At 70.7% G+C, this 22,361-nt stretch carries 20 protein-coding genes and 1 riboswitch; of the genes, 7 read left to right on the forward strand and 13 right to left on the reverse strand.

Annotated features, from left to right (window positions below; translation table 11 throughout):
• The first annotated feature begins 90 nt into the window (after positions 1–90).
• A riboswitch (glycine riboswitch) is annotated at positions 91–191 on the forward strand.
• A 177-nt stretch (positions 192–368) separates the two neighbouring features.
• From gcvT to ACIBTS_RS11000, 4 genes are all read left to right on the forward strand, one after another.
• Positions 369–1,490 (forward strand): glycine cleavage system aminomethyltransferase GcvT, encoded by a 1,122-nt coding sequence (gene gcvT, locus ACIBTS_RS10985; protein ID WP_399318338.1) that lies wholly within the window; start codon positions 369–371, stop codon positions 1,488–1,490.
• Between the two features lie 112 nt (positions 1,491–1,602).
• The gene (gene gcvH / locus ACIBTS_RS10990; RefSeq protein ID WP_319672320.1) at positions 1,603–1,980 is read left to right on the forward strand and encodes a glycine cleavage system protein GcvH; all 378 of its coding nucleotides are present in this window, start codon (positions 1,603–1,605) and stop codon (positions 1,978–1,980) included.
• A 14-nt stretch (positions 1,981–1,994) separates the two neighbouring features.
• Positions 1,995–3,257, forward strand: a complete 1,263-nt coding sequence (gene glyA / locus ACIBTS_RS10995) for a serine hydroxymethyltransferase (protein ID WP_399318341.1) — start codon at positions 1,995–1,997, stop codon at positions 3,255–3,257.
• Between the two features lie 97 nt (positions 3,258–3,354).
• Complete coding sequence (locus tag ACIBTS_RS11000) at positions 3,355–4,722, forward strand: L-serine ammonia-lyase (protein WP_399318344.1); 1,368 nt, start codon at positions 3,355–3,357, stop codon at positions 4,720–4,722.
• A 96-nt stretch (positions 4,723–4,818) separates the two neighbouring features.
• On the opposite strand, the gene ACIBTS_RS11005 is transcribed toward ACIBTS_RS11000, so the two are convergent.
• The 5 genes from ACIBTS_RS11005 to ACIBTS_RS11025 form a co-directional block, all read right to left on the reverse strand.
• On the reverse strand, positions 4,819–7,275 hold the full coding sequence (locus ACIBTS_RS11005) for a SpoIIE family protein phosphatase (RefSeq protein WP_399318346.1): 2,457 nt from the start codon (positions 7,273–7,275) through the stop codon (positions 4,819–4,821).
• A gap of 131 nt (positions 7,276–7,406) precedes the next feature.
• Positions 7,407–8,441, reverse strand: a complete 1,035-nt coding sequence (locus ACIBTS_RS11010; protein ID WP_399318348.1) for an ABC transporter permease — start codon at positions 8,439–8,441, stop codon at positions 7,407–7,409.
• On the reverse strand, positions 8,434–9,984 hold the full coding sequence (locus tag ACIBTS_RS11015) for a sugar ABC transporter ATP-binding protein (protein WP_399318350.1): 1,551 nt from the start codon (positions 9,982–9,984) through the stop codon (positions 8,434–8,436). The genes ACIBTS_RS11010 and ACIBTS_RS11015 overlap by 8 nt, the downstream gene beginning before the upstream one ends.
• Positions 9,985–10,029: 45 nt before the next feature.
• Positions 10,030–11,073, reverse strand: coding sequence for a sugar ABC transporter substrate-binding protein (locus tag ACIBTS_RS11020; protein WP_399318352.1), 1,044 nt, complete (start codon positions 11,071–11,073; stop codon positions 10,030–10,032).
• A gap of 22 nt (positions 11,074–11,095) precedes the next feature.
• Positions 11,096–12,451, reverse strand: coding sequence for an L-fuconate dehydratase (locus ACIBTS_RS11025; RefSeq protein WP_399318354.1), 1,356 nt, complete (start codon positions 12,449–12,451; stop codon positions 11,096–11,098).
• A gap of 236 nt (positions 12,452–12,687) precedes the next feature.
• Between ACIBTS_RS11025 and ACIBTS_RS11030 the strand changes: the two genes are divergently transcribed.
• Positions 12,688–13,230 (forward strand): MOSC domain-containing protein, encoded by a 543-nt coding sequence (locus tag ACIBTS_RS11030; protein WP_399318356.1) that lies wholly within the window; start codon positions 12,688–12,690, stop codon positions 13,228–13,230.
• 54 nt (positions 13,231–13,284) lie between these two features.
• On the opposite strand, the gene ACIBTS_RS11035 is transcribed toward ACIBTS_RS11030, so the two are convergent.
• A complete protein-coding gene (locus ACIBTS_RS11035; protein ID WP_099935901.1) occupies positions 13,285–13,947 on the reverse strand; it encodes an NAD(P)-binding domain-containing protein in 663 nt (220 codons plus the stop codon).
• Positions 13,948–14,028: 81 nt separating this feature from the next.
• On the reverse strand, positions 14,029–15,003 hold the full coding sequence (locus tag ACIBTS_RS11040) for a zinc-dependent alcohol dehydrogenase family protein (protein WP_399318359.1): 975 nt from the start codon (positions 15,001–15,003) through the stop codon (positions 14,029–14,031).
• Between the two features lie 193 nt (positions 15,004–15,196).
• On the opposite strand from ACIBTS_RS11040, the gene ACIBTS_RS11045 reads away from it, so the two are divergent.
• Positions 15,197–16,141, forward strand: coding sequence for an AraC family transcriptional regulator (locus tag ACIBTS_RS11045; protein ID WP_399318361.1), 945 nt, complete (start codon positions 15,197–15,199; stop codon positions 16,139–16,141).
• Between the two features lie 75 nt (positions 16,142–16,216).
• Here ACIBTS_RS11045 and ACIBTS_RS11050 read toward each other — a convergent pair whose 3' ends face one another.
• Positions 16,217–16,429, reverse strand: coding sequence for an EF-hand domain-containing protein (locus ACIBTS_RS11050; RefSeq protein ID WP_079659372.1), 213 nt, complete (start codon positions 16,427–16,429; stop codon positions 16,217–16,219).
• 138 nt (positions 16,430–16,567) lie between these two features.
• Between ACIBTS_RS11050 and ACIBTS_RS11055 the strand changes: the two genes are divergently transcribed.
• Positions 16,568–17,212, forward strand: coding sequence for a GNAT family N-acetyltransferase (locus ACIBTS_RS11055; protein WP_399318363.1), 645 nt, complete (start codon positions 16,568–16,570; stop codon positions 17,210–17,212).
• Here ACIBTS_RS11055 and ACIBTS_RS11060 read toward each other — a convergent pair.
• From ACIBTS_RS11060 to ACIBTS_RS11080, 5 genes are all read right to left on the reverse strand, one after another.
• A complete protein-coding gene (locus ACIBTS_RS11060; protein WP_399318365.1) occupies positions 17,209–18,402 on the reverse strand; it encodes a YncE family protein in 1,194 nt (397 codons plus the stop codon). The genes ACIBTS_RS11055 and ACIBTS_RS11060 overlap by 4 nt on opposite strands.
• Positions 18,402–19,223: a polysaccharide deacetylase family protein gene (locus tag ACIBTS_RS11065; RefSeq protein WP_399318367.1), complete on the reverse strand. Its 822-nt coding sequence runs from the start codon at positions 19,221–19,223 to the stop codon at positions 18,402–18,404. The genes ACIBTS_RS11060 and ACIBTS_RS11065 overlap by 1 nt, the downstream gene beginning before the upstream one ends.
• Before the next feature lie 107 nt (positions 19,224–19,330).
• Positions 19,331–19,834, reverse strand: coding sequence for an ATP-binding protein (locus ACIBTS_RS11070; RefSeq protein ID WP_334577101.1), 504 nt, complete (start codon positions 19,832–19,834; stop codon positions 19,331–19,333).
• A gap of 289 nt (positions 19,835–20,123) precedes the next feature.
• Positions 20,124–20,891 (reverse strand): enoyl-CoA hydratase-related protein, encoded by a 768-nt coding sequence (locus ACIBTS_RS11075; RefSeq protein ID WP_319677013.1) that lies wholly within the window; start codon positions 20,889–20,891, stop codon positions 20,124–20,126.
• Positions 20,892–20,991: 100 nt separating this feature from the next.
• A complete protein-coding gene (locus ACIBTS_RS11080) occupies positions 20,992–22,242 on the reverse strand; it encodes an Ig-like domain-containing protein (protein ID WP_399318370.1) in 1,251 nt (416 codons plus the stop codon).
• Positions 22,243–22,361 lie beyond the last annotated feature (119 nt).

The following is a 22,361-nucleotide window of genomic DNA, read 5'->3' on the forward strand; positions in this document are numbered from 1 at the left end:
GCATACCGACACAGGCCGGTTACAGATGCGGCCTGCCGCGATCGGGGCGGGCCGTGCAATGATGGCCGCGCCAACTGCATACCGGCCGTTCGAATCCGCGCGGGAGAGTCCTCAGCAGCAGTTTCGCTGGGGCGCCGAAGGAGCAAGTCCCTCCCTTGAATCTCTCAGGTCCCCGTTACCGCGCGGGCGAGGCACATCTGAAAAGCGGGCCGCCCCTTGTCTCGACGAGGTCGGCCCCACCCAAGGTGCAAGCCATGTCCGACCCGTCGTAACGGGCAGTCATGGCGAACCTCTCAGGTTCCGATGACAGATGGGGAGGAGTGGGGAGGAACCACCTCGCCCGTCATGCCTTGGGAGACGACCGTCCGATGAGCAGTACTGAAGAACTCCGTCACACCGCGCTCGATGCGCTGCATCGTGTCCTCGGCGCGACCATGACCGACTTCGCCGGCTGGGACATGCCCCTGCGCTACGGCTCCGAGCGCGACGAGCACAACGCCGTCCGCACGAAGGCCGGGCTGTTCGACCTCTCCCACATGGGCGAGATCACCGTCAGCGGTCCGCAGGCGGGCGCCCTGCTGAACTTCGCGCTCGTCGGCGACCTCGCGGCCGTGGGCGTGGGCCGCGCCCGCTACACCATGATCTGCGGCGCGGACGGCGGCATCCTCGACGACCTGATCGTGTACCGGCTCGCCGACGCGGAGTTCATGGTCGTCGCCAACGCCTCCAACGCGCAGGTCGTGCTGGACGCCCTCGTGGAGCGTTCCGCCGGCTTCGACGCCGAGGTCCGTGACGACCGGGACGCCTACGCCCTGATCGCCGTCCAGGGACCGGAGTCCCCCGGCATCCTGGCCTCGCTTACGGACGCCGACCTCGACGGCCTGAAGTACTACGCCGGTCTGCCCGGCACCGTCGCCGGCGTCCCCGCGCTCATCGCGCGCACCGGCTACACCGGCGAGGACGGCTTCGAGCTGTTCGTGAAGCCGGAGCACGCCGTCGAGCTGTGGCAGGCGCTGACCAAGGCGGGCGAGGGCGTCGGACTTCTCCCATGCGGCCTGTCCTGCCGGGACACGCTGCGTCTGGAGGCGGGCATGCCGCTGTACGGGCACGAGCTGAGCACCTCCCTCACCCCGTTCGACGCCGGGCTGGGCCGGGTGGTCAAGTTCGGCAAGGAGGGCGACTTCGTGGGGCGCGAGGCGCTCGCCGCGGCGGCCTCGCGGGCGCAGGAGCAGCCCCCGCGCGTCCTCGTCGGCCTGGTCGCCGAGGGGCGTCGCGTCCCGCGCGCCGGGTACGCGGTCGTCGCGGGCGGTGCCGTGATCGGCGAGGTCACCTCCGGCGCCCCCTCCCCCACCCTCGGCAGGCCGATCGCGATGGCGTACGTCGACGCGGCCCACGCGGCGCCGGGGACCCCGGGCGTCGGCGTGGACATCCGGGGCGCCCACGAGCCGTACGAGGTCGTGGCGCTGCCCTTCTACAAGCGCCACAAGTAGAGACTCAAGACCCCTCCGGGCGCGTGACGCCGCACACATTCCCGCTGCTCACGCACGGTTCCAGCAGTCCCCCCTTCATCAGCACCCACCCGCGTACAGGAGAATTCAGGCCATGAGCAACCCCCAGCAGCTGCGCTACAGCAAGGAGCACGAGTGGCTGTCGGGCGCCGAGGACGGCGTCTCGACGGTCGGCATCACGGAGCACGCGGCCAACGCGCTCGGCGACGTGGTGTTCGTCCAGCTCCCGGAGGTCGGTGCCACGGTGACCGCGGGCGAGTCCTGCGGTGAGCTGGAGTCGACCAAGTCGGTCAGCGAGCTGTACTCGCCGGTCGACGGCGAGGTCGTCGAGGTCAACCAGGATGTCGCCGACGACCCGTCGCTGGTGAACTCCGCCCCCTTCGAGGGCGGGTGGCTGTTCAAGGTACGCGTCGCGGGCGAGCCGCAGGAGCTGCTGTCCGCCGACGAGTACACCGCCTTCACCACCGGCTGAGGAGTCGTAGACGCATGTCCGTCCTGAACACGCCCCTGCACGAGCTCGACCCGGAGATCGCCGCCGCCGTCGACGCCGAACTGGGCCGCCAGCAGTCCACCCTCGAGATGATCGCCTCGGAGAACTTCGCTCCGCTCGCGGTCATGGAGGCGCAGGGCTCGGTCCTGACCAACAAGTACGCCGAGGGCTATCCGGGCCGGCGCTACTACGGCGGCTGCGAGCACGTCGACGTCGCCGAGCAGATCGCCATCGACCGGATCAAGGACCTGTTCGGCGCCGAGTACGCCAACGTCCAGCCGCACTCGGGCGCCTCCGCCAACCAGGCCGCCCTGTTCGCCCTCGCCCAGCCCGGCGACACCATCCTCGGCCTGGACCTCGCCCACGGCGGCCACCTCACCCACGGGATGCGGCTCAACTTCTCCGGCAAGCAGTTCGACGTGGTCGCCTACCACGTGGACGACGCCGGTCTGGTCGACATGGCCGAGGTCGAGCGTCTCGCCAAGGAGCACCGGCCGAAGGTGATCATCGCCGGGTGGTCGGCGTATCCGCGGCAGCTGGACTTCGCGGAGTTCCGCCGGATCGCCGACGAGGTCGAGGCGTATCTGTGGGTCGACATGGCGCACTTCGCGGGCCTGGTCGCGGCCGGGCTGCACCCCAACCCGGTGGAGTTCGCGGACGTCGTCACGTCCACCACGCACAAGACGCTGGGCGGCCCGCGCGGCGGGATCATCCTGGCGAAGCAGGCGTTCGCGAAGAAGCTGAACTCCTCCGTGTTCCCGGGCTTCCAGGGCGGTCCCCTGGAGCATGTGATCGCGGCGAAGGCGGTCTCCTTCAAGGTGGCGGCCTCGGCGGAGTTCAAGGAGCGCCAGCGCCGTACGGTCGAGGGCGCGCGGATCCTCGCCGAGCGGCTGACGGCGCCGGACGCCCGCGAGGCCGGCGTGAACGTGCTGTCCGGCGGCACCGACGTGCACCTGATCCTGGTCGACCTGCGCGAGTCCGAGCTGGACGGGCAGCAGGCCGAGGACCGTCTCCACGAGGTCGGCATCACCGTCAACCGCAACGCGGTCCCGAACGACCCGCGGCCTCCGATGGTGACGTCGGGGCTGCGGATCGGCACCCCGGCCCTCGCCACCCGCGGCTTCACCGCCGAGGACTTCGCGGAGGTCGCGGACGTCATCGCGCAGGCGCTCAAGCCGTCCTACGACGCGCAGGCGCTCAAGGCCCGGGTCGTCGCCCTGGCCGAGAAGCACCCGCTGTACCCCGTTCTGAACAAGTAGTTCCTGTTTGCCCGGCAGCCCCGCACACTCGTAAGACGGGTGGGCGGGGCACCCGGCGAAAACCTTTCTGCACCACCCCTTGTCTTGAGGAGTCCCCGTGGCCATCTCGGTCTTCGACCTGTTCTCGATCGGCATCGGCCCGTCCAGCTCCCACACGGTCGGCCCGATGCGCGCGGCCCGCATGTTCGCGCGGCGACTGCGCAACGAGGGCCTGCTGGACGCCGTCGCGTCGGTCCGCGGCGAGCTGTACGGCTCGCTCGGCGCGACCGGCCACGGCCACGGCACCCCGAAGGCGGTCCTGCTCGGCCTGGAGGGCTCCTCGCCGCGCACGGTGGACGTGGAGGGGGCGGACGACAGGGTGGAGCAGATCAAGGAGTCCGGCCGGCTGCGGCTGCTGGGCTCGCACGAGATCCCGTTCTCCTTCGACGACGACCTGGTCCTGCACCGCCGCAAGGCCCTGCCGTACCACGCGAACGGCATGACGCTGTGGGCGTACGACGCCTCGGGCGCGGAACTGCTCACCAAAACGTACTACTCGGTCGGCGGCGGGTTCGTCGTGGACGAGGAAGCGGTCGGGCAGGACCGCATCAAACTCGACGACACGGTCCTGAAGTATCCCTTCCGTACCGGCGACGAGCTGCTGCGCCTGGCGAAGGAGACCGGCCTGTCGATCTCGTCGCTCATGCTGGAGAACGAGCGCGCCTGGCGCACCGAGGACGAGATCCGGACCGGGCTGCTGGAGATCTGGCGCGTGATGCAGGGCTGCGTGTCCCGGGGCATGTCCCGCGAGGGCATCCTGCCGGGCGGCCTGCGCGTGCGCCGCCGAGCCGCGATGACGGCCCGTCAACTCCGTGCCGAGGGCGATCCGTTGGCCCACTCCATGGAGTGGATCACGCTGTACGCGATGGCGGTGAACGAGGAGAACGCGGCCGGTGGACGGGTGGTCACGGCGCCCACGAACGGAGCGGCCGGCATCATCCCGGCGGTCCTGCACTACTACGTCGACTTCGTGCCGGGCGCCGACGAGGACGGCGTCGTCCGCTTCCTGCTCGCCGCCGGGGCGATCGGCATGCTCTTCAAGGAGAACGCCTCCATCTCCGGCGCCGAGGTCGGCTGCCAGGGTGAGGTCGGCTCGGCCTGCTCCATGGCGGCGGGCGCCCTGGCGGAGGTGCTGGGCGGCTCCCCCGAACAGGTCGAGAACGCGGCCGAGATCGGCATGGAGCACAACCTCGGCCTGACCTGCGACCCCGTCGGCGGCCTCGTCCAGATCCCGTGCATCGAGCGCAACGGCATGGCGGCGGTGAAGGCGGTCACGGCGGCCCGCATGGCCATGCGCGGCGACGGCTCGCACAAGGTGTCCCTGGACAAGGTCATCAAGACCATGAAGGACACGGGCGCGGACATGAGCGTCAAGTACAAGGAGACGGCCCGCGGCGGGCTGGCGGTGAACATCATCGAGTGCTGAGGCAGCAGGCCTGACCGGCGCGTCGTGTCTTTCAGCGCTGTCGGGGCCTTCCCCGCTCCGGCGGCGGAAGGCCCCGGGCTCTCGGCAGCCGGGCCGTCAGCGCCCGCCCCGGTGGCCCACCGGGCCCGGGAGGTCCTGCTCGGCCCAGATGATCTTTCCGGCGGGGGTGTAGCGCGTGCCCCATCGGCGGGTCAGCTGGGCGACCAGGAACAACCCCCGGCCGCCCTCGTCGGTGGTCCGCGCATGGCCCATCCGAGGCGAGGTGTTGCTGGCGTCGGACACCTCGCAGATCAACCTGTCATGCCGGATCATGCGCAGCCTGATGGGTCCGGTGCCGTGCCGGATGGCGTTGGTGACCAGCTCGCTGACCACCAGTTCCGTGGTCATCACCAGGTCGTCCAGCCCCCATCCGAGGAGCTGGCGGACGGCCAGCTCCCTGGCGCCCGCGACGATCGCCGGATCCGTCGGCAGGTCCCACGAGGCGACCCGGTCGGCGCCCAGCGCATGCGGCCGGGCCAGAAGCAGCGCGACGTCGTCGGTCTGCGGGCCGGTGAGCAGACTGTCCACGACCGCCGAGCAGAGCTCCTCCGGCGACAGGCCGGAGTGCGCGAGCACATCGCTGAGGCGGGACAGCCCGACGTCGATGTCCTGGTCACTGGTCTCGATGAGGCCATCGGTGTAGAGGGCGATCAGGCTTCCCTCGGGGAGGGAGATCTCGGCGGACTCGAAGGGCAACGAGCCGAGGCCCAGCGGAGGGCCCGCCGGAAGGGCCGGGAAGGTGACCTTGCCGCCGGGGGTGACCACGGCGGGCGGCGGATGTCCGGCCCGGGCCATGGTGCACAGCTGGGTGACCGGATCGTAGACGGCGTAGAGGCAGGTGGCGCCCAGTACGGCGGTGGCGATGGGCTCGTCGTCGCCGCCCTTCTCCTCCGTCAGACGGATCACGAGGTCGTCGAGGTGGGCCAGCAGCTCATCGGGCGGCAGGTCCATGTCGGCGAGCGTCTGGACGGCGGTACGCAGCCTGCCCATGGTCGCCGCGGCGTTGAGGCCGTGCCCGACGACATCACCGACGACCAGGGCGACCCGGGCGCCGGAGAGCTGGATCACATCGAACCAGTCGCCGCCCACCCCTTCCCGTACATCGGCCGGCAGATAGCGCGAGGCCACCTCCATGGCGGCCCCGCCGTTCAGCCCCTGCGGGAGCAGACTGCGCTGCAGGGCGAGCGCCGCAGTGTGCTCACGGGTGTAGCGGCGGGCGTTCTCCACCCACACCGCGGCCCTGCTGACCAGCTCCTCGGCCAGCAGCAGATCGTCCTCCTCGAACGGCTGTGGATGCTCCATACGGACGAAGGTCGCCACCCCCAGCACGGTGCCGCGCGCGGACAGCGGCACCCACATCACCGAGTGCATGCCGAACTCCGCGATGCTCCTGGCCCGCGCCGGGTCCTTCGCGACCCACGGGGCGGTGGCCGGGTCCAGGAACGGTTCCAGCACCGCGGTGCCGTTGACCATGCTCTCGAAGTACGGCGAGGACCTGGGTGCGTCGATCGTGTCTCCGGTGGCGATCACCGACTCCGGGCAGCCCTCGTGGATCGACTGCTGACCGGCACGCCGTACCGCGCTGTCGGCCGGCCCCGAACCGGGTTCGTCGCCGTGCAGCACCGCTTCGAGCAGATCGACGGTCACGAAGTCGGCGAGCGTCGGCACCGAGAAGTCGGCCAGTTCCTGGGCGGTCCGCATCACGTTCAGCGTGCCCCCGATACGGGCGCTGGCCTCGCTGAGCAGGGCCAGGCGCTCCCGGGCCCGCCATCTGTCGGTGACGTCCATGCCCATGTAGCACACGCCCAGCGTTTTGCCGTCCGGGTCGTCGAGCCGAAAGAAGGAGGTGGAGTAGGCGTGTTCCTGGTGCGGATCCGCCCAGGTCCAGCCCCGGTACTCGTAGTCGATGACCGGCACGCCGGTCTTCAGTACCTGTCGCATCTGTGCTTCGAGCGCGTCGGTGTTCAGGCCCGGCAACGAGTCCGACATGCGGCGCCCGAGCCGCTCAGCGCGCGGCACACCGCCGTAGCGCTCCAGGGTGTCGTTCATCCACACATAGCGCAGGTCCGGGCTGAGCACGGCCATGCCGAGCGGGGAGCGGGTGAGGAAGCCTTCCAGCACCTCCCAGTTGACCGCCCAGGTCGGTGCCTTCGACACGTCGATCGCCGATACGAGCCAGGCCTTGCGGTCGCTGGTGTCGGACATCGTGGTCACCCGCAGCCCGACCTCAAGCCGGCGGCCGTCACGGTGCCGAGCGCCCACCAGGCCACCCCAGCTCTCCCGGATCCCGCACTCATCGGCGACGTCGGCCGCCCGTGACGCGTCTTCGGGCTGCGCCAGCAAAGTGACGGCGGAGCGGTCGAGGACCTCCGACGCGCCGTATCCCAGGAGCCGCTCAGCGGCCTCCGTCCAGCCGATGACCGTGCCCTTCGCGTCGATCACCGCAGCAGCCACATTCGCCATCTCGAACGGCCCATGCGTTCCGTCCGGTGTTACCTCCTTGGGGAACATCATGACAGCCGTCCCATCTGGCGGATGGCATATGGGACATTCTAGTTCGTACCACCTGGCACTGCCCCCCTCTTGGACCGCTCCCGGGCCTCGCCCTCCTCCTCGCCCTGGCCCTACTCCTGGCCCCGCCCGCCCTACTCCTGGCCCTCGCCGGTGGTGAGTCGGGCGATCATCAGCGCCACCAGGATGATCGCGCCGTAGATGGCCTGGATCCAGAAGGACGACACCTGCGCCAGGGTGAGCAGGTTCTCCAGCATGCCCAGCAGCAGGACCCCGAGCAACGCCCCGGCCAGGGATCCCTTGCCGCCGTTCAAGCTGATGCCGCCGATGACGGCGGCCGCGAACACGGTGAAGATCAGGCCCTGTCCCTGATTGGCGTTGATCGCCCCGACCCGTCCGGCGATCACCAGACCGGCCAGCGCGGCCAGCGTCCCGCCGATGACCAGAACGCCCCAGGCCACCCGGTCGACGCGGATGCCCGCAGCCCGCGCGGCGGAGACGTTGCCGCCCACCGCGTACACCGCGCGGCCCAGCCGGTGGTAGCGCAGCGCCCACCCGGCGACGGCGAAACAGGCACCGGTCGCCCACACGGAGACGGGGACGCCGAGCCAGTTGTCGGACCCGAGGGCGAAGAACGCGGCGGGGGCGTCGAACAAGGTCTTGCCGGACACCATGCCGACCAGGACTCCGCGCAGCACGATGTTCATCGCCAGGGTCACGATGAAGCCGTTGAGCTGGAGCTTGACGATCAGCAGACCGTTCACGGCCCCGATCAGCGCCCCGGTGAGCGGAATGATCAGCAGGCCGAACCACGTGGGCAGCTCGCTGCCGAAACCCGCCGAGGCGGCCGGGATCACGGCCATGAAGCCGAGGGCCGGGGCGAGCCCCGCGATCGACTCCAGCGAGAGGTCCATCTTGCCGCTGATCAGGATCATCGCCTCGGCGAGCACCAGCAGTCCGAGCGCCGAGGAGGCGCTGAGCACATTGAGCAGGTTGTCCCGCTCGAGGAAGCTGTCATTGCTGACCGCACCGATGACCAGCAGCAGCACCACCGCGGGCAGCAGCGCCAGGTCGCGGATCCGGCCCAGGGCGATCGCGCGGACGGGGTGGCGGACCGCGCCGTCCGGCCCACCACCGGGCCCCGGGCCGTTCGGCGCGGTGTCATTCATGGCCGGTGCCGACCCCTTCGACCGAGGCCACCAGTTCCTCGTCGGTCCAGCCGGCGCCGTACTCGGCGGCGAGGGCGCCGTTGAACATCACCAGGACGCGGTCGCAGGTGCGCAGGTCCGCCAGCTCGTCGGAGACGACGAGTGCCGCGCGTCCCGCGGCCCTGGCTCGGTCGACGACCGACAGCAGCGCCCGCTTGGATCTCACGTCGACACCCGCCGTCGGATTGACGAGCACGAGTACCCCCGGGTCGGTGGCCAGCGCCCGGCCCATGACGACCTTCTGCTGATTACCGCCCGACAAGTCCTTGACCGGCTGGTCCGGGCCGGCCGTGGTGATGTCGAGAGCGGTGATGGTCCGCCGGGCGAAGGCGTCCCGGGCCCGGCGCGAGATCACGCCCAGCCGCCCCAGCCGGTCCATGATGGTCATGGAGGCGTTCTCGGCCACCGACAGCTCCGGTACCAGTCCTTCGTGATGCCGGTCGCGCGGCACACAGCCCACGCCCGCCGCGAGCGCCGAGGCGACGCTGCCGGGCCGCGTCGGACGGCCGAGAATCTCGATGAGCCCGCTGTCGGGCCGGTACAGCCCGGCCAGCGCCTCGGCGACCTGATGGCTCCCCGAGCCCGCGAGCCCGGCCAGCCCCACCGTCTCGCCGGACCGGACGGTGAAGCTGACGTCGGTGAAATGCGGGCCGTTCAGCCGGTGCACCCGTACGGCCACGGGCGCGTCCGCCGGCCGCGACCGGACGCGGCCGGCGCCGGGGACCGCACCCGCGCCCCGCTCGCCGGTCATCGCCTGGATGAGTTCGGTCCTGCCCAGCTCGCCCACGGGCGCCGTGGTGATCCAGCGGGCGTCCCGCAGGACGGTGACGACCTGGCAGACGGCGTAGACCTCCTCCAGATGATGGGAGATGTAGAGAAAGGTGATCCCGGCCCGCTGCAACCGCCGAACATGGGTGAACAGGCGGTCGATCGCCCGGCTGTCCAGCTGGGCGGTCGGCTCGTCCAGGATGATGAACCGGGTTCCGCGCGAGATCGACCGGGCGATCTCCACCAACTTGGCGTCCCCGACGGTGAGCCCGCCCGCCGGCACGTTCTCGTCGACCTCCACCCCCCATTCGTCCAGCAGGTCGCGGGCCGCCGAGCGCATCCGCCGCCAGCTGATCACCTGGCCGCGCACCGTGGGTTGCCGGTTGACGTACAGGTTCTCCGCGACAGTGAGATCACGGATGATGGTCGACTGCTGGTACACGCAGGCGACCCGCCGCTGCCACGCCTCACGGTCCGCCGGGCCGGGGGCGGGTTCACCGTCGAACAGGACGACACCACGGTCCGGCCGCTGCAGTCCGGTCAGGATGGCCACCAGGGTCGACTTGCCGGCCCCGTTACGGCCGACCAGGGCGTGCGACTCACCGGCCCGCACGGCGATCCGCACGTCGTCCAGGGCCACGGTGGGCCCGTAGCGCTTACGGATCCCGTTGGCCTCGGCCACCGCGGGGCGGCCGGGGCCGTCGGCGCGGGGTTCGGTCAGTGGCGTCCGGTTCATCGCGGTCTCGCTTCCTGGCCGCCCGGGGAGACGGTCTGCCGGGTCTCAGGAGCTCTTGCCGATCTGGTTGCCCCACAGCGACGGGTCGTCGACGTTGCCCTTGGTCACCAGGGGCGCCGGGAGCTGGTCCTCCAGGATTCCGCTGGGCAGCCGGACGATGGTGCTTCCGTGGCCGGTCGGGCCCGGGTGGAAGGTCTGGCCCTCCATCGCCCGCTTGATGTAGAAGATGCCGTATTTGGCGTACAGGTCGGTCGGCTGGGAGACGGTCGCGTCGATCAGGCCCTTGCGGATCGCGTCCAGCTCCTGCGGGATGCCGTCATTCGAGACGATCACGATGTGCCTGGGATCGCCGGCCGCCACCAGCGCGTTGTGCCGCCGCAGCGTGCTCAGCGTGGGGGCCAGATACACGCCGCCGGCCTGCAGGTAGATGCCCTTGACATCGGGGTTGGCGGTGTAGAGCGCCTCCAGGCCTGCCGCCGCCTTCTCCGCGTTCCAGACGGCGGGAATGTCCAGCACCTTGATGCCTGGGTAGTTCTTCTTGATGCACGCGCTGAACGACTCGGACCGGTCCCGCCCGTTGATCGACGCCAGATCGCCCTGGATCTGCACGACCTTGCCCGTCTTCACCGCGTCGCCGAGCTGCCGGCAGGCCTTCTCGCCGTAGGCACGGTTGTCGGCCCTGACCACCATCGCGACCTTGCCCTTGTCCGGCGCCACATCGACGGCGACCACCGGCACGCCCTTGCGCTGTGCGGCGTTCAGCCCGGTGACGATCGCCGCGGAGTCCAGCGGCGAGACGACCAGGCCCTTCGCGTTCTGGGCGAGCAGATTCTGGATGTCGGTGATCTGTTTGCTCGGGTCGGAGTCGGAGTTCACCGTCTGAAGCAGGCGAACGTCCTGCGCGGCGGCCTGCTTGGGGACGTAGGAGTTGTACGACTCCCAGAACGGCGAGGTGAGCAGCGGCAGGACCACCCCGACCTTGCCCGAAGCGGTGTCGGTGGTGCTGCTCGTGCCCCCACCGCAGGCGGTGACGGCCGGCCCGCAGCCGAGTGCGAGGGCTGTTCCGACAGCGGCGATGCGTCGCTTCATGTACTCGGCTCCGAGTGAGTGGTCAGCGGTCGGTCGTCCCAGTGGAAGGAGGCACGTCGTACGGGGCCTGCCAGGCGGCGCCGCCGGGGTACGCGTACGCGGCGAGCGACTCGGGCCGCATCGCCGAGCTGAAGCCGGGGGCGGTCGGGGCCGCGTACCGCCCCCGGACGATCACCACCGGGTCGAGGAAGTGCTCGTGCAGATGATCCACGTACTCGATGACCCGGTCCTGGAGGGTGCCGGAGACCGCCAGATAGTCGAACATCGCCAGGTGCTGCACCAGCTCGCACAGGCCCACCCCGCCCGCGTGCGGGCACACCGGGATCCCGAACTTGGCCGCGAGCAGGAGGATCGCCAGGTTCTCGTTGACTCCCCCGACCCGGCAGGCGTCCAACTGCAGGAAGTCGATCGCGTCCGCCTGGAGCAGTTGTTTGAACACCACCCGGTTGTGCACATGTTCGCCCGTCGCCACCCGCACCGGCGCCACCTCCCGGCGGATCGCCGCGAGACCGAGGATCTCGTCCGGGCTGGTCGGCTCCTCGATCCAGTACGGGTCGAACTCCGCCAGTCGCCGGATCCACCCCACCGCCTCGGTGACCCCCCAGCGCTGATTGGCGTCCAGCCCCATCCGCACCCCGGGGCCGATGATCCCCCGCGCGGTACGGCACCGCCGCACATCGTCGTCCAGATCGGCGCCGACCTTGAGTTTGATCTGCCTGAACCCGCTGTCCACGGCCTCCCGGGCCAACCCGGCGACCTTGTTGTCCGAATAACCGAGCCAGCCAGGAGACGTGGCATACGCCGGATACCCCTCGGCGAGCAGGCGCGCCTCCCGCTCCCCCATCCCGCTCCGCGCCCGCCACAGGATCCCCAGCGCCTCGTCGGGGGTCAGCGCGTCCTCCAGATAACGGAAGTCGAGCAACGCGACCACCTGCTCGGGCGCCAGGTCGGCCAGCAGCTTCCACAGCGGCTTCCGCTCCCGCTTCGCGTACAGATCCCACACGGCGTTGACCACGGCGCCGATGGCCATGTGCACCACGCCCTTCTCCGGCCCCAGCCATCGCAGCTGGCTGTCGCCGACGAGCGAGCGAGAGAACCCCCCGAGGTCGGACAGGACCTCTCCCAGCCGCAGCCCCACCACATGCGGGCGCAGCGCGTTGATCGCCGCCACCTCGACCTCGTTGCCCCGGCCGATGGTGAAGCAGAACCCGTGCCCCTCCAGCCCGTCCCCGGCATCAGTGCGGATGATCACGTATGACGCCGAATAATCCGGATCGGGATTCATCGCGTCCGACCCTTCGAGCCGACGAGATGTGGGGAACCGGATGTCGTAGGCGTCCAGCGCCGTGATCCGCCCCCGCGTCGGGTGGGGCCTCATGGCAGGCGGCTCATCGGCGTCATCGGGAGGACTCCAGAGAATCAGGCCTGACGGCAAGCTCGGACACCCAGATGAGTATATATCGCCCAAAAGCCTCGGTCCGCGTATGACGTGCGGGGCTTGCGCCGGGGCCGGACCCGCTCAGCCGAAGAAATCCATCCGCTCCTTCCTCGCCCCCTCCTCTAGGCTCTGGCCTGCGGTTCGCTGGGAGTCGCAGGGAGAGGGGAGTTCCCATCATGGGTGGGTCGGTCAGTGCTGTCAGCAGTAACGGGGTGTACTCCTTCACCAAGCCCAATCGCGACAGCGTCACGCTGCTCGCCGGGCTGGGGGTGGAGGGGGACGTGCACTCCGGGGTCACGGTGAAGCACCGGTCGCGGGTGAAGCAGGATCCCACGCAGCCGAATCTGCGGCAGGTCCACCTGATTCACGAGGAGCTGTTCGAGGAGGTGCGGGCGGCCGGGTTCGAGGTGACCGCCGGTCAGCTCGGCGAGAACGTGACCACGCGCGGGATCGACCTGCTCGCGCTGCCGGTCGGGACGCTGCTGCGGCTCGGCGCGGAGGCGGTGCTCGAGGTGACCGGGCTGCGCAACCCCTGCGCGCAGATCGACGACTTCCAGAAGGGCCTGCTGAAGCAGGTCGTCCGCCAGGACGCGAACGGGCGCCCGGAGTTCCGGGCCGGGATCATGAGCGTGGTACTGAGCGGGGGCGTGGTGCGGCCCGGGGACTCGATCACGGTCGAGCTGCCCGACGGGCCGCACCGGCCCCTGGAGCGTGTGTAGCCACTCCCTGCGCCCAGGCACTACGCCTTGTGTGGCATTACGCCCTGTGTGGCATTACGCCCTGAACGTCGCGGGGCGTTCCGGGCTCGCCTCCGCCAGTGCCTTGGTGACCGCCTCGACGCCGGCCTGAAGACCGTAGACGGGGGTGTCGGGCTGCTGGCGCCAGGAGTCGTCGATGCCGCCCGTGTCGACGGTGTCGAAGCCGAGCTCGTCGATGAGGGCGCGCACCTTCGCCTTCGCGGCCTCGTCGTCGCCGGCCACCGGGAGCGCCATGCGGTCGGGGTCGCCGGCGGGGAGCGGGCGGTCCAGGATGTCCTGGGCGAAGGTGCCGTTGAAGGCCTTGATCACGGGGTGGCCGATGCGGCGTTCCGTCCAGCGGCTCTCCGTGATGCCCTCGTCCTCGATCTCCGCGATCCGGCCGTCGCGCTGCTGCGGGTAGTAGTTGTTGGTGTCGATGACGGCGACGTCGTCGGCCGCGCCGTCCAGGATGCCGGACGGCAGGTCGGGCACCGCCTTCACCGGGATCGTGATCACCACGACCTCGGCGCCGCGGGCGGCCTCCTGGACGGTGACGGGGGTCGCCCCGGTCTCCTCGGCGAGTTCCGTGAGCGTCTGCGGGCCGCGGGAGTTCGCGACGGAGACGTCGTGGCCGAGGGCGGTGAGGCGCCGGGTGAGGTTGCCGCCGATGTTGCCCGCGCCGATGATGCCGATCTTCATGACAGGCCCTGCCTTCCGGAATCGATCAGTATCGATGCACATGCATGCGTCCTCTTGGCGCCAACCCCGGTCGGCGGCAGGCTATTCCACCCGCACGACGATCTTTCCCGTGTGCGTGTTCGTCTCCATCAGACGGTGGGCGTCCCGGATGCGGTCCAGGCCGTCGAAGACCTCGGCGACGACCGGGCGCAGGGTGCCGTCGGCGAGGCCGGAGCCGATGTAGTGGGCGGCACGGCGACGGCCCTCCGGGTTGCCGGTGACCACGAAGTCGGCGTAGCCGTGCACGGTCAGCGGCCACCGGCGGGGCAGCAGGATGGGCTGCGGGTCCAGCCAGCCGTAGCTGACCAGCGTGCCGTCCGGCACCACCGCCTCGCCCAGGGCCGCGAAGCCGGCCCCACCGATCGCGTCGAAGACGATGTCGACGCCCTGCCCTGCGGTCAGTCGCCGGGTCTCCTTGACCACGTCCTCGTCGTCGCTGACGATGACGTGCTCCGCGCCCAGGTCGTACAGGCGCCGTCGCTTGGCCTCGGTACGGGTGGTGACGACCGGGACGGCGCCGGCCCGGCGGACGACCTGGATCGCGGCCGTGCCCGCCCCGCTGGACGCGCCGGTGATCAGGACGTGGTCGCCGGGGCGCATCCCGGCCCGTTCGACCAGGGCGCCGTAGGCGGTCGTATAGGTCAGCCAGACGGCGGCCGCGGTGACGGGGTCGGCGCCGGCGGGACGCGCCACGAGCGAGGTCTCGGGCAGCAGGACCCGGTCGCCGTAGACGCCGTGGACACCGAGGTCGAAGTTGCCCGCCGACAGCACCGGGTCGCCGGGCGCGAAACCGGTCACGCCCTCGCCGACCGCCTCGACCTCGCCGGCCGCCTCGTAACCGTTGCGGGAACCGGGCAGGGTGGGCTGGTAGAAGTAGCCGCCCGAGCGGAAGAGGGCCTCGGCCCGGTTGAGCGCCAGCGCCTCGACACGGACGAGCACCTCCCCGGGTCCGGGCGCGGGCAGCTCCACCTCCTCGACGGTCAGGACGTCGGGGCCGCCTATCTCGTGAAAGAGCACTGCCCTGGCGGGAGTTGACGCAGAGGACGACGAAGGGCCCCATGAGGAACTTGACGAGGCATTCGACGGGGGATTCGTTGAAGAAGTTGTCATGCCGTCGACGCTAGGGCGGTGGGGCGAGACGATCCATGTCCATCGGTATCGCTTTCCTGTCCGTACGTCTCGCCCCACGCAAAGGGCCTACGGTGTCGGCATGGACGTACTCAGCGACGCCGTCGCCGCGATGCGCAGCGGGCGGCCGCACTCCTCGCGGCGGGACAAGTTCGCCCCCTGGGGGGTCCGGTTCGGGGCCTCGGACGGGGCCGGCTTCCATGTGCTGCTGCGCGGGTCGGCATGGCTGATCCCGGCGACGGGCGAGCCGGTGGCACTGGCGGCCGGGGACGTGGTGTTCCTGGCGCACGGGCACGGACACGCGCTGGCCAGCGGGCTCGACGTACCCGTGGAGGAGGCGCCGGTGGGCCCCGACGGGCGCTGGCTCAAAGAGCCGCCCCAGGAAGGGCAGTCGGCGACCGCGGACACCGTCATGATGTGCGGCGTCTACCAGTTGGACCGCGGCCGGGCCCACCGTCTCCTGGCCGAGCTGCCGGAGGTGGTGCACCTGCCCGCCCGGGTGGGCACGCACCGTTCGCTGCGGGCGGCGGTGGAGCTGCTGGGCATGGAGCTGGACGAGCGCAGCCCCGGTTCGGACGCCATCGTGACCGCGCTGCTGGACACTCTGCTGCTGTACATCCTGCGCGCCTGGTGGCAGCAGGAGCGGGGCGCCGGGCGGGCGGCGGGCTGGGCGGCCGCGCTCGCCGACCCGGCGGTCTCGGCGGCCCTGCGCGCGATCCACGGCGACCCGGCCCGCGCGTGGACCGTGGAGGAACTCGGCGCGGAGGGCGGCCTCTCCCGCGCCGCCTTCGCCCGCCGGTTCGCCGCGCTGGTGGGCGAGCCGCCGCTGACGTATCTGACGTGGTGGCGGATGACGACCGCCGGCCGGCTGCTGCGCGCGGACGACGTGCCGATGCGCCAGGTCGCCCAACGCACCGGCTACGCCTCGGAGTTCGCCTTCGCCAAGGCGTTCAAGCGGGAGTACGGGGTGGCCCCGGGCCAGTACCGCCGACGGACCGCGCCGGGGGCGCCCGCCCTACGGCCTTGACGGCCGCCGATCGAACGACCGGCATGGCGAAGGGGGGCGCCCAAGGCGGCGCCCCCCTCTCTGCCTGGACTCAGGTCACTTGCTCAGGTAAGCCCAGAACTCGTCGAACGAGAGAACCTTGTCCCCGTTGAGGTCGCGGCTCTTGATGATGACCTCGGCGACCGACTCGGTGACGTTCCAGTCGCCCTCCTGGGCCAGGGCGGCCTTGAACTCGGCCGCGGTGATGAAGCCGTCACCGTCCGTGTCGATCCGCTGGAACTGCTTGCGCGCTTCTTCGATGTCGGCCACCGATCCGCCCCTCTTCGTCATGCCTTGCGGTCCTACGTTGCTGTCCTACTGACGCAGGTCAGATTAACGGCCCGGGTGAACGCCCGGCGCAGCGGCCGCCCACAGACTCGCCGCCCACAGATTCGAGGAGTACCGACCATGGAGACCTTGCGGGAGATTCTCGACGCGGCCGCACGCGGGGCGTTCCCGCCGCCCGACGGCCGGACGACCGTCGTCCCCCAGCCCTCCCACCGCGACGCGGGCGTCCTCGCGTTCACCGCGCACTCGGTCGTCTTCACCGACGAGGACCCGGGCTGGGTGTACGGCGTACTGCGCGACGTGGACTGCGATCCCCTGTCGGCGTCCATGAACCCGCGCTTCCTGGCCGCTCTGATGGAGCGCACGGGGCGTACGGCCGAGACGATCGACGCGCTGCTGGTGGCCGCCCCGCTGCCCGGCGAGCCGCCGCTGCCGCTACGGGAGATCGAGGACCGCGGCCATCCCCGGATCCGCTACGCCCGGCGCCGGCGCCACGAGGTGCGCGCCTGGGTGGCGGACGGCGGGATCCTGGTCGTGGGGCGCGGCATGGGCGGCCGGCTGGAGGTGTCGGTCGAGGTCGACGAGACGGTACGACACCGGCGCCTCGGCCGCCGCCTGGTCACCGCCGCCCGCCACCTGGCCGGCGAGCCGCTCTGGGCTCAGGTCGCCCCCGGAAACGCCCGCAGCATACGGGCGTTCCAGGCGGCGGGCTACACACCGGTGGGGGCGGAGCTCCTGCTGACGGCGCCCGAGGACAGGTCCTAGCGGAAGATGCCGGTGTGGCCGAGTGAGTAGCGGCCGGGCTGGGGGTAGACGGCGAGGCCGTGCGGTCCCCTGCCGACCTTGATGCGGGCGAGCTGGCGGCCGGTGCCGGTGTCGATGGCGTACACCTCGGAGTCGTAGCGCCCGGACAGCCACAGGACCTTGCCGTCCGCCGAGACGCCGCCCATGTCGGGGCTGCCGCCGTCGGGCAGATGCCACTTCTTGGTGAGCGCGTTCTTGGTGAAGTCGAAGACGGAGACGGTGCCCTCGCCGCGGTTGGAGATGTACATCTCGCGGGAGTCGCGGCTGACGTACAGCCCGTGGCAGCCCTTGCCGGTGTACAGGAACCGCGGCTTGCCGAAGGTGTCGCCGTCGATGATCCACACCCCGTCGGCCATCATGTCCGCGATGTAGAACCGTTTGCCGTCGGGGGAGATCTTCACGTCCTGCGGCATGGCGCCCTTGAAGGGCAGTTTCTGCTGTCCGACGACCTTCATCCGCTCGGTGTCGACCTTCAGCAGTTCCCCGCTGAACTCGCAGGACACGATGAAGTACCGTCCGTCGAGGGAGAAGTCGGCGTGGTTGACGCCGTAGCAGGTGACCGGTTCGGTCTTGATCCGCTTCATGGTGTGCGGGTCGCGGAATACGAGTTCGCGGTCGAGGGAGGCCATGACGACGGCGTACCGGCCGTTGGGCGTGAAGTAGAGGTTGTACGGGTCGTGCACCTCGACCGACCGGCCGGTCTTACCGGTCTTCGGATCGATGGGGGTGAGGGTGTGCCCTCGGTCGTTGTTGACCCACAGCGTCTTCATGTCCCAGGACGGCACGACGTGCTGCGGCTGGCGGCCGACGTGGAGGGTGTCGATCACCTCGTACGTTGTCGGGTCGATGACGGAGACGGTGTCGGACTCGGTGTTGGGGACGTAGACCCGGGACGGGAAGTCCTTGACCACCGGGGAGAGTTTGTTCGGGCGGTCGGCGGCGTAGACGTCCTTGGGATCCAGCACGGGCGGCATGCCGGGCAGCCCGTCGACGACGGGTTTGCGCGGCTTCTTCGGTGCCGGGGCGGCCGCCTTGGTTGCCCGGTCCGTGCCGTCCCGGTCGGCGCCGGCCTTGCCGTCGGCGCCGCAGGCGGCGAGGACGGCGAGTGCGGCGCCGGCCAGCAGGGTGCTTTTGACGAGGTTGCGGTGCATCAGCCGATCAGCTCCGTGGTGGTGACCGCGCGCAGTCCGCGGTGGTCGAGTTCGTCCAGGACGGCGGGGAGCGCGGCGACCGTGTCCGCGTACCCGAAGTGCAGGCTCACGATGGACCCGTCCCGGACGGCGTCGAGGACGTTGCGGGCGACGGCGGGGGCGCCGGGCGAGGTGAAGTCGCGGGAGTCGACGTCGTAGGAGAGGACGTGCGGGTAGCCGGCGCGGCGGGCCAGCGTCTCGACGAGCGGGGAGGCGCGGGCGGTGCGGGAGGGGCGGAACCAGGTTCCGATGGATCCGGTGAGTCTGCGCAGCCGTTCGGCGCAGCCGGTGATCTCGGCCGCCGCGTCCGTCTCGGACATGGCGTTGATGTCCAGGTGGCGCTGGGTGTGGTTGCCGAGGTCGTGCCCGCCGTCGAGGATGCGGCGGGCGAGGTCGGGGTGTTCGTCGAGCCAGCTCCCGACGGCGAGAACGGTGACCCGCGCCCCTCGTCGCTCGGCCTCCCCGAGCAGGGTCCGGGCGACGGAGGGTTCCCCCTGCCCGTGGAAGGTGAGGGCGACCCGGGGCCGGTCCCGGGGCCCGTGAGTGATCTGGACGGGCTGCCCGGGGTAGGCGCGGGGGGCGCGGGCGGGTCTCGCGGAGGCGGGGCCGGCGGAGGCCGGGGTCGTGGCGGCGGGGGGCGCGGAGGTGGCGGCGGGGTGGGCGGCGACGGCGCCGGAGGCGGACCCGGGGGGCGAGCACGCGGCCGCGAACGCACCCCCGGCGACGAGCCCGGCGCCCGCCCACAGCACGGAACGACGGTCGGATGTGGTCACCCGCACCATTTAAGGGGTGAAATGCGACAATTCCGGCGATTGACGCAGCGGCGGCCCGTACAACCAGCCCGTCCGGCGCTCGCGGACGCGGCCGGCGCCGCGGTCGGCACCGCCGCCTACCGGTCGGCGACCCGCATCTCGAACCACGTCGTCTTCCCCCGCGGCAACAGGTCCACGCCCCACCGGTCGGACAGCTTGTCGACGAGGAACAGCCCCCGCCCGCTGACGTCCAACTCCTGGACCGGCATCAGACAGGGCAGGCCCCGGGAGGGATCGCGGACCTCGACGCGGATCCAGCCGCGTCGGCGCCGCATCCTCAGCCCGAAGGCGCGGGCGCCGGTGTGCCGTACGGCGTTGCCGACGAGTTCGGAGACGAGGAGGACCGCGTCCTCCGTCATCTTGGGGGTCAGTCCCCAGTGGCGCAGGACGACGACCTGGGCCAGCCGGCGGGCCGCGGCGGCGGACTCCGGGCGGGACGGCAGCTGGACCTCGCCCTCCGTCGGGTTGCCGAACAACTCCAGCGCCCTGAGCGCCCGTTCGTCCTCGACCGCAGGCGACCAGCGCGCCGCGGTCGCACGGCCCTGTCCCCGCGGCTGTTCGATGCCCTCCAGCCCCGCCATGCCCCCATCATGGCCGCCCGGAGTCCCCTACGGAGGCGTTCCGACGGAATACACCCCCCGGAACCTACCATTCCGCATGTTTCGCCCGGCATATGCCAGAGGCAGCCCATCCCCCATCAAACCCGCACCAACCTGCGATGACGGCCCATCCGGGGGTAATCGCCAGGCTTCCTCGACAGGGCAGGCTTAAGGTCGCCTTAAGGTTTCCATAAACCGCCCCATCGAGGGACCCGGGTGAGACGGCCCGTCAATTGCAAGCGATTTCAGGGGATGCCGAAGGAGACGTCCCTCACAGGAACTTGGCCTTCCCTGGGCCGTCCTCCACGAAGCTGCGCATGCCGATCTCGCGGTCGGCGGTCGCGAACAGGCCCGCGAACCAGTTGCGTTCGACCGCCAGGCCCGTCTCGATGTCCGTGTCCAGACCGGTGTCGATCGACTCCTTCGCCGCGCGCAGCGCGATCGCCGGCCCCTGCGCCAGCTTCGCCGCCCAGGCGTGCGCCTCCGTGTACACGTCGGCCGCCGGCACCACCCGGTCCACCAGGCCCAGCGTCAGCGCCTCGTCGGCCTTCACCATCCGGCCCGTGAAGACGAGGTCCTTGGCCTTGGAGGGGCCGATCAGCCGGGCCAGGCGCTGGGTGCCGCCGGCGCCGGGGATCAGCCCGAGCAGGATCTCCGGCTGGCCCAGCTTGGCGTTGTCCCCGGCGATGCGGAAGTCCGCGCACAGCGCGAGCTCGCAGCCGCCGCCCAGCGCGTATCCGGTGACGGCCGCCACGACCGGCTTGGGGATGCGGGCCACCGCCGTGAAGGACTCCTGCAGGGCGCGGGCGCGCAGGACCATCGCGGTGTGGTCCATCCCCTGCATCTCCTTGATGTCCGCGCCCGCCGCGAACACCTTCTCACCGCCGTACACGACGACCGCGCGTACGTCGTCACGGCGGGCCGCCTCCTCGGCGAGCTCCTTGAGCCGGTCCTGGGTGGCGATGTCCAGCGCGTTCATGGGCGGGCGGTCGAGGCGGATGGTGCCGACGCCTTCGGCGACTTCGAGATTCACGGTCATGGCAGCAGGTTAACCATCACTAACGACTACGGGTCCGGTGCCGTGCGTCACAGGACGTACGGCACCGGACCCGTTCACCGGACCCGGGAAGAGGGGACGGTTACTTCTTCCACTCCGACCAGGGGATGTTCCAGCCGTTGAGGCCGTTGGCCGGGTCGACCGTCGGGTCGGTGGAGTTCTGCACGGTCACCACGTCGCCGACCATCGAGTGGTTGAAGAACCAGGCGGCCGCCACGGAGCTGTCGTAGCCGCCGCGCACGTCCCGCAGGCCGATGCAGCCGTGGCTGGCGTTGTAGTTGCCGAAGGCGTCGCCGCCCCAGTAGTTGCCGTGCACGAAGGTGCCGGAGTTGGTCAGGCGGATGGCGTGCGGGACGTCCTTGATGTCGTACTCGCCGTCGTAGCCGACGGTGTCGCCGTTCATCCGGGTCACGGTGAACTTCTCGCTCATCACCATCTGGCCGTTCCAGGTCGCGTAGCCGGGCTTGCCGGTGGTGACCGGGATGGTCCTGACGACCTTGCCCTCCTGCATGACCTTCATCGTGTGCTTCTTGGCGTCCACGATGGACACCTGGTTGCGGCCGATGGTGAAGGACACCGTCTTGGACTGCTTGCCGTAGACGCCCTTGCGGCCCTCGACGCCGTCGAGGTTCAGCTCGACGGTCACCTTGGTGCCGGCCTTCCAGTACTTCTCCGGGCGGAAGTCCAGGCGGTCGTTGCCGAACCAGTGGCCCTCGACCTCGACGGCCGGCACGGTCGTGATCTTGATGGCCTTCTCGACGTCGGCCGGCTTGGTGATGCCGCGCGTGAAGTTGACCGAGAACGGCATGCCGACGCCGACCGTCGAGCCGTCCTCGGGCGTGAAGTTGCCGACGAAGGTGTTCTGCGGGCTCAGCGTGGTGAAGGACGAGTCCTCGGCGGCCGTCCGGCCCTCTGCGTCCTTGGCGACCGCGTGCACCTGGTACGCGGTGGACGCGGAAAGGTGGGTGGCGGGCGTCCAGCCGGCTCCGTCGGCCGAGATCGCGCCGTCGATCTTCCGGCCCTTGGTGTCCTTGACCGTCACCTCGGTCAGTTTGCCCTTGGCGGCGGTGACCTTCAGCGTGCCGCTGGTGTCGACGTCCTTGGCCCCGGTCTTCGGGGCGATCGTGACGACCGCCTCCGACTGCTTGCTCTCGGCGGCGGCGGAAGCCCCCTTGCCGCCCGCGTCCTTGGCGTCGGCCCCGGCGTCCGAGTTCCCACCGCCACCGCACGCCGTGACGGCCAACAGCAGGCCTCCGGCGATCAGCGCCAGCCGCTTGTCGCGGCCGCGCGGGCGCCCCCCAACCGACGCCCCCGATATCGGTCGCACGTTCAAAGTCGTTCTCCCCACTCCCCCGGGCCCGACCGGACCCGCACCGCGACGCGTCCCCCGCGTTCGCCGCATACTAACCACAAGGTCAACGGCCTGGACGGGCCAAGATTGTCACCGTTCAG

It is taken from the genome of Streptomyces sp. NPDC050121 (genome assembly GCF_044460385.1).
GTDB classification, from domain to species: domain Bacteria; phylum Actinomycetota; class Actinomycetes; order Streptomycetales; family Streptomycetaceae; genus Streptomyces; species Streptomyces soliscabiei.